Source organism: Maribellus maritimus (assembly GCF_022267315.1).
Taxonomy (GTDB): domain Bacteria; phylum Bacteroidota; class Bacteroidia; order Bacteroidales; family Prolixibacteraceae; genus Draconibacterium; species Draconibacterium maritimum.
Map to the genome: position 1 here is coordinate 129,147 of NZ_JAIKLE010000019.1, position 6,716 is coordinate 135,862.

The 6,716-nt window shown below is 38.4% G+C and carries 5 protein-coding genes; 3 read left to right on the plus strand and 2 right to left on the minus strand.

The features are described 5' to 3' along the window. Positions 1 to 73: 73 nt before the first annotated feature. On the minus strand, positions 74 to 799 hold the full coding sequence (locus K5G00_RS17260; protein ID WP_238767431.1) for an ABC transporter ATP-binding protein: 726 nt from the start codon (positions 797 to 799) through the stop codon (positions 74 to 76). 272 nt (positions 800 to 1,071) lie between these two features. On the opposite strand from K5G00_RS17260, the gene K5G00_RS17265 reads away from it, so the two are divergent. Then, positions 1,072 to 1,854: a polysaccharide deacetylase family protein gene (locus tag K5G00_RS17265; protein WP_238767432.1), complete on the plus strand. Its 783-nt coding sequence runs from the start codon at positions 1,072 to 1,074 to the stop codon at positions 1,852 to 1,854. Positions 1,855 to 1,860: 6 nt separating this feature from the next. Here the strand turns inward: K5G00_RS17265 and K5G00_RS17270 are convergent, their stop codons facing one another. Continuing rightward, positions 1,861 to 4,044 (minus strand): KamA family radical SAM protein, encoded by a 2,184-nt coding sequence (locus tag K5G00_RS17270; protein ID WP_238767433.1) that lies wholly within the window; start codon positions 4,042 to 4,044, stop codon positions 1,861 to 1,863. Between the two features lie 251 nt (positions 4,045 to 4,295). Here K5G00_RS17270 and era point away from each other — a divergent pair, with 251 nt between their 5' ends. Together era and der are read left to right on the plus strand one after the other, a co-directional pair. Then, positions 4,296 to 5,180 carry a GTPase Era gene (era, locus tag K5G00_RS17275; protein ID WP_238767434.1) on the plus strand — a complete coding sequence of 295 codons (885 nt, stop codon included), beginning with the start codon at positions 4,296 to 4,298 and terminating at the stop codon, positions 5,178 to 5,180. A 128-nt stretch (positions 5,181 to 5,308) separates the two neighbouring features. Further along, positions 5,309 to 6,619 (plus strand): ribosome biogenesis GTPase Der, encoded by a 1,311-nt coding sequence (gene der / locus K5G00_RS17280; RefSeq protein WP_238767435.1) that lies wholly within the window; start codon positions 5,309 to 5,311, stop codon positions 6,617 to 6,619. Positions 6,620 to 6,716 lie beyond the last annotated feature (97 nt).

The following is a 6,716-nucleotide window of genomic DNA, read 5'->3' on the forward strand; positions in this document are numbered from 1 at the left end:
GGTTTAACTTAAAAGTTTAATATTGAAAGGTTTGTCTGTTAATTGTCTTTGATACGGCAACTGCTCGCTGTCTTTACGCAGTTTCAAGTGCCTTTGTATACTGTTCCTGAAAGTGTTTTAAATCGCCGTTTTTGATAATTTCAGCAATTTTACCGTCTTTCAAGCGAATGATTTTTTGAGTCATTGCAGCGATGTCGTGCTCGTGTGTAACCAAAATTACAGTAATTCCTTCATTGTTTATATTTTTCAGAATTTCCATCACTTCATAGGAAGTACTTGTATCAAGCGCTCCTGTTGGTTCATCTGCGAAAATAATTTTAGGCTGCGAGATCAACGACCGGGCAATGGCAACTCTCTGTTTCTGGCCTCCGGAAAGTTCATTTGGCATGTGTTCCGCCCAGGGAAGAAGCCCCAGTTTATCAAGATACTCCAAGGCAATCTTGTTTCTTTTTTTTCGGTTTACTCCCTGGTAATATAAAGGAAGTGCAACGTTTTCCATTGCATTCTTAAACGAAATCAGGTTAAACGACTGAAAAACAAATCCAACCAGCTCATTTCGTAATTTGGCCGCTTGTTTTTCCGACATGTCTTTCACCAGTTTGCCGTTTAAATAGTACGAACCGTCATCATAGTTGTCTAAAATACCAAGGATGTTCAGTAGGGTTGATTTTCCTGAACCTGAAGAACCCATAATGGAAACAAACTCTCCCTGTTTGATTTCCAAATCAATGCCTTTTAAAACATGCAGTGAATTGCTACCGGTAGCGTACGATTTGTGAACGTTGTTAAGACTAATCATGGCTTTTAAATTGTTTTCTTTTTGTTTTCTGTTTTCGAAAACCAAAATATAACTTTGATTTTTGGTCTAAATTTGATGAAATTGCAGAGAAACGACTTCATTTTTTCGATAAACACCGTCAATTTTTAGCTGAAAATGTTTTTTGTATGAATAACCCGTTTAACGTCAGTATGACGCCTGATATAGAAATAGGTTACATGCGCCGCAAATTTTCAGATCTGTTTTTGGTAGGGGATTGTATTTTTAAAAGCCTTAACTTCACCCTTAAAAAAATGAAATCACTGTTTGCTTTTTTCTGGGTATTTTTGTTTTTATTTCCAGTTTTGAAAATTGATGCTCAATTCCAATGGCCTGACGGTGCAAAAGCTGCCGTTTGTTTTACTTACGACGATGGTTTGGATTGCCATTTGGATGTAGCTGTTCCTCAATTGGATGAATTTGAATTAAAAGGAACTTTTTACTGTACCGGAAATTCAGCCTCACTGTATAATCGAATGGAAGAGTGGCGTGAAATTGTTCGTAAGGGGCACGAATTGGGTAATCACACGCTTTTTCATCCCTGCGACGGGAATACAGGTGATTGGGTAAAACCCGAATACGATTTGAATAATTATACGCCCGACCAAATTATCGCAGAGTTAAAAACGGCAAATACTTTACTTAAGGCCATTGATGGAAAGGAAAAGAGAACCTATGGATACACATGTAGTAACACGGTAGCCGGAGGAGAAGATTTTACAGATGACATTCAAAGTTTATTTATCGGGGCTCGTTGCGATGGTCCCATTCCCGAAACAATGAAAGGTTATGATGTTTATAAAACACCAAGTTTTGCTGTTGTAGATTTATCAGCTGATGAAATGATTAAAACAGTAGAAAATGCCCGTGAAAAAGGAACCATTGTTGTTTTTATGTTTCACAGTGTTGGTGGTGGTTATCTAAATGTGGATGCCACTGAACATCATAAATTGCTGGAGTATATCGCAGAAAATAAAGATGATTATTATAATGCTACTTTTGGAGAAGTGCTGGAATATATAAAAAGCCGACGTTAGCGGTTTTTATACCTCTAAGTTTGAAAATTCTTTTGTGACTATGTATGAGTATTCCGGATATTCGTACATTGGCATCCGCGGTTCGGTCTGACCGATAGAGTAACCATAAATGCGTTCATAGTCTTTTCGTTTTTCGCCCATTGCTTCCAACTGGTCAAGATACTCTTCGAGCGATTTAGATTCAATTACAATAACCTTTCCCATTTTGTCGATAATCGGGCTGTGGTTTCGTGTCCTGTCATGGTCAAACTCCAAAATGCGTCTTCCGTAACGGGTAATTCCAATTGTTCTGAAAGTAAGACTTTTTCCCACCCCCGGCAGATTTAAAATGTTCCTGTCGGTTGCTAAAAAAGGAAGATCGTTAACGGTCCGTATTTTTTCAATATTATTTCGGATGTTTTTAGGAGTGGCCATGAGTTTTTGAGCGAATTCCATTTCGTCTTCAGGAATCCTTCCAATAACTTTTTCTTCCATTTCTTCTTGTACTGCCCGGGCATTGGGTGCAAAATTGGAACTGTTTTCTTTAAAGCCTTTCACTGTAAAAGTATAATATGCAAGTACGCCTACATCGTTTAGTACTTTTCGGAGTTTAGCAGAATGCCCTCTTCTGGAAGCCGCTGTAGTAAAAACAAGCTGATTGGTAACTGCCCACCCTGAATTAAGCAGAATCTGAATGGCCCTTTTGGCTTCAGGTGTAACCTCCATGGGAGATTCAAAGTGAGTTTGAATGACAAATTGTTTAATGCCTATTTTCGAAGCTTTGGTTTTAAATTCTGAAAGAATACTGCCAAGCTCAGGAGTTATTCGTTGAGGCAAATAAACCGGTAGGCGGGTGCCAATTCTCACTCTTACAATTTCTGCATATTTTTTATTCTGAGCACGTAAAATATTCTTATTCTTTTTTCGGAGGGCCATTTTGTAAATTTCATTCAGAATGTGTTTCAAGCTTTTGTTGCTGCTCATTAGAGCATCACCTCCGGTAAGCAAAATATCGCGTAATTGGGCATCGTCTTTAAAATAGTCGAGCAGTTTCGGAAGTCTTTCTTTCCAGCTTTCGTTGGGTTTGAGTTTTTCCAAATCGAAGTTAAACCTCCCGCGCTGAAAATCGTACATTCGCTGGCAACTTGCACAAAGTCCGCCGCAGGCACGCCCCACCGTATCGGGTATAAAAATGGCTACCTCAGGGTAGCGACGGTGTATATTATGAGAAGGAAGGATCCAGCCCGCTGCATTTGGTTTACCGGGTTCGGTTTTATCCTCTTTTTCCCACGCGACAATTTCACCAAACTCCTCAACCAGTTGCTGGCTGTAAACTACATAACAACGGATCGCTAAATCGGCGCCAACAGCAAACTCAGGTGTTTGTACATTTAGCAACGATAGGTAATAAGGATTTACAAAAAACGGGATTCCCTTTTCTTTTGCATTATACAGGATTTGCATGGTATCCGGATCAAGCGAATAATCGAGCATCTCATTTAGTACCTCAGGTGAGCGCACAGCAAATTTTAAATGAAATCTGCTTTCATTCCACCATTCCTCCATCTTTTCTTCCTTTTCTAGCTGAGAAATTCCGGTTTCAAAAAAATATTGTTTGCTTCTGATTTCTTTATTCTCAATTTTTTTGAGTAAAATTTGTAAGATTCTTTTTTTATTCTGCATTCGAAGATCAATAATCTTTTTGTCTATACCCGAGGGATATCTGTCCATCCATTCTATTATCTGATGATTCTGTGGCGGTATCCACGGGAGAGAACTCTTTAGCTGCCTGAACAATTGAAGCATGTCTTTAAAAAAGCCGGGTTTGGCACCACCAACACCAAAATTTGTCGCCAGCCAAAGCATTTTTATAGGATTGGTAATGGCAACTTCACAGTGTATATTTTGGTCGGGATATTCTTCGCCGGCATGGTCAATGTAATCCAAAATCCGGATGGCAGCGTAATCTTCCCAGAATAGTTGTTCAAACAGTTCCGGATTATTTTTTTTGCTATGATAAAAATCTTCAGCAGCGGGGTTTCTTTTTAGTTTGGGGAAAATCCAGTTTTTTATTGCCCCAAGTGCATCTTCCTCCGTGTTTGCATTTAATAATATTTTTTCCAGTACCGGATTTTCATCCAAAAGTTTTCGAAGAATTTTATGTGCATGTACGGAGATAGCGATTTTGTCCAACTTGTTGATCAATTCCATGACTAAAGTTTTTTTGAGAGAGACGGTTAACTTTAATATACAAAAAATGGTGCAAATTTCAAAGATAAATCTTGCCAAATGGCACTTATGGTGGTATATAGAACAACATTTTTTTTATAGAATTGAAACAATTTCGCGGTGTTTATTGTAGCTAATTCAAATAGATTATCTTTGCGCTGATTTTTAATACATTGAGTTTTGAATTAGAATCTGTTAAAGGGGAAACAGACAACATTGTGAAAAGGTAAAAAATGGTACATAAATCAGGTTTTGTAAATATTGTTGGAAATCCGAATGTTGGTAAGTCAACCATAATGAATGCGTTGGTGGGAGAAAAGTTGTCGATTATTACACAAAAGATGCAGACTACCCGGCACCGGATCAAAGGAATCGTAAGTGGAGAGGATTTTCAGATCGTATATTCCGATACTCCCGGAATACTGCAACCCAATTACAAATTGCAGGAAACCATGATGAAATTTGTGGATACTGCGCTGATTGATGCCGACGTGATTTTATTTGTAACTGATGTTCAGGAGAAAATGGGAAAAAACCCTGAGTACATCGAAAAGGTTCGAAAATCAAATATGCCGGTAATTGTCCTGATTAATAAAATTGACTTGTCAAATCAGGAGGAGGTAGTAAAACTTTATGATTATTGGGCTGAAACTTTCCCGGGGGCTGATGTTTTCCCTATTTCAGCAAAAGAGAAGTTTAATATTAAGCCTATTTTCGACCGGATTTTGGAATTGCTTCCTGAAAGTCCTCCCTTTTTTCCGAAAGATGAATTGACTGACAGAAATGAGCGGTTTTTTTTACAGGAGATTATCCGTGAAAAAATATTGCTGAATTATCAGAAGGAAATTCCTTATTCGGTGGAGATTGAGGTGGAAGAGTTTAAGGAAATGGATAAAATTATTAATGTGAGGGCGGTAATTTATGTCTCGCGCGAAAGCCAAAAAGGAATTATTATCGGACACCAGGGAAAAATGATAAAGAAAGTGGGTTCGGAAGCAAGGCAAGATGCCGAAGAATTTTTTAACAAGAAGATATTTTTGGAACTTTATGTAAAAGTTGCAAAAGACTGGCGTGAAAAAGACGGTCAATTAAAGAAGTTCGGATACGATGCATTCTAATTGTGAATAAAGCACAAAATTGTTTCGTAACGAGATTTCAGAATTTATTGTTTTTATTGGCTCCGGCTTTTTAGGGGAGCAAATACACCAGTCAGAAAACGGGCGCAGGCCCTTAATAAAACAAAGAGATGAGCAGCAAAATAGTAGCTATAGTAGGAAGGCCAAATGTAGGTAAATCAACCCTGTTTAATCGGATTACAGAGTCGAGAAAGGCCATTGTTGATGAGGTGTCGGGAGTTACCCGCGACCGGAATTACGGCAAAGGCCAGTGGAACGGTGTGGATTTTTCTATAATCGACACAGGTGGTTATGTGGTAAATTCCGATGATGTTTTTGAAGCAGAAATCAATAAACAGGTCCACTTGGCGATTGATGAGGCCGATGTTATTTTGTTTTTGGTTGATGTGGAGGCCGGGATAACGGATCTTGATGACGCTGTTGCTGCTATTCTGAGAAAAACCAAAAAGGAAGTAATACTCGCTGTTAACAAAGTAGATAATAACCAGCGAATTTTAGATGCTCAGGAATTTTATTCACTTGGCTTGGGAGAACTGTATTGTATTTCTTCGATGACCGGAAGTGGAACCGGTGATTTGCTTGACCACCTGGTTGCAAGTTTTCCTGTGAAAGAAGAGACAGAAGAAGAAACAGAATTGCCTCATCTTTCAGTAGTTGGCCGGCCAAATGTCGGAAAATCTTCATTTATTAATGCACTGATTGGCATTGAGCGAAATATTGTTACCGATGTAGCTGGTACAACACGCGACTCAATTCACACGCGTTACAACAAATTTGGCCACGATTTTATGATTGTGGATACTGCAGGATTGCGAAAAAAGGGAAAAGTGCATGAAGATTTGGAGTTTTATTCGGTTTTGCGTTCGGTGCGAACCATCGAAAATTCGGATGTTTGTTTGCTAATGATCGATGCAACACGTGGCATAGAGGCGCAGGATATGAATATTTTTAACCTGATTGTAAAAAACAAAAAGGGAGTAGTCGTTCTGGTGAATAAATGGGATTTGATAGATAAAAATACCAACTCGACAAAAAAATTAGCTGCCGAAATTAAGGAACGATTGGCTCCGTTTAACGATGTGCCAATTATTTTTATTTCAGCGAAGACAAAACAACGGGTTCACAGAGCGTTGGAAACTGCAATTGAAGTTTTTGAAAATCGCAGAAAGAGAATTAAAACTTCAGAATTGAACGAAATACTTTTGGAAGCAGTAGAAGCTTATCCTCCGCCTTCAGTAAAAGGTAAGTTTATAAAAATTAAATATGTAACTCAATTGCCTTCACCAACTCCGGCTTTTGCTCTTTTTGCAAATTTGCCGCAATACATTAAAGATCCTTACAGAAGATATATTGAGAACCAGATTCGCGGTCATTTTGATTTTACGGGTGTACCGATTCAGGTTTTCTTCAGGCAGAAATAAAAAAGAGGCTGTCCAAAAAGGATTTTGTATTCGGGTAGGTATCTGAGAAATTTTTCAAATACTCAACTCTTCAAATACATAATCAGACTTTTGGGAC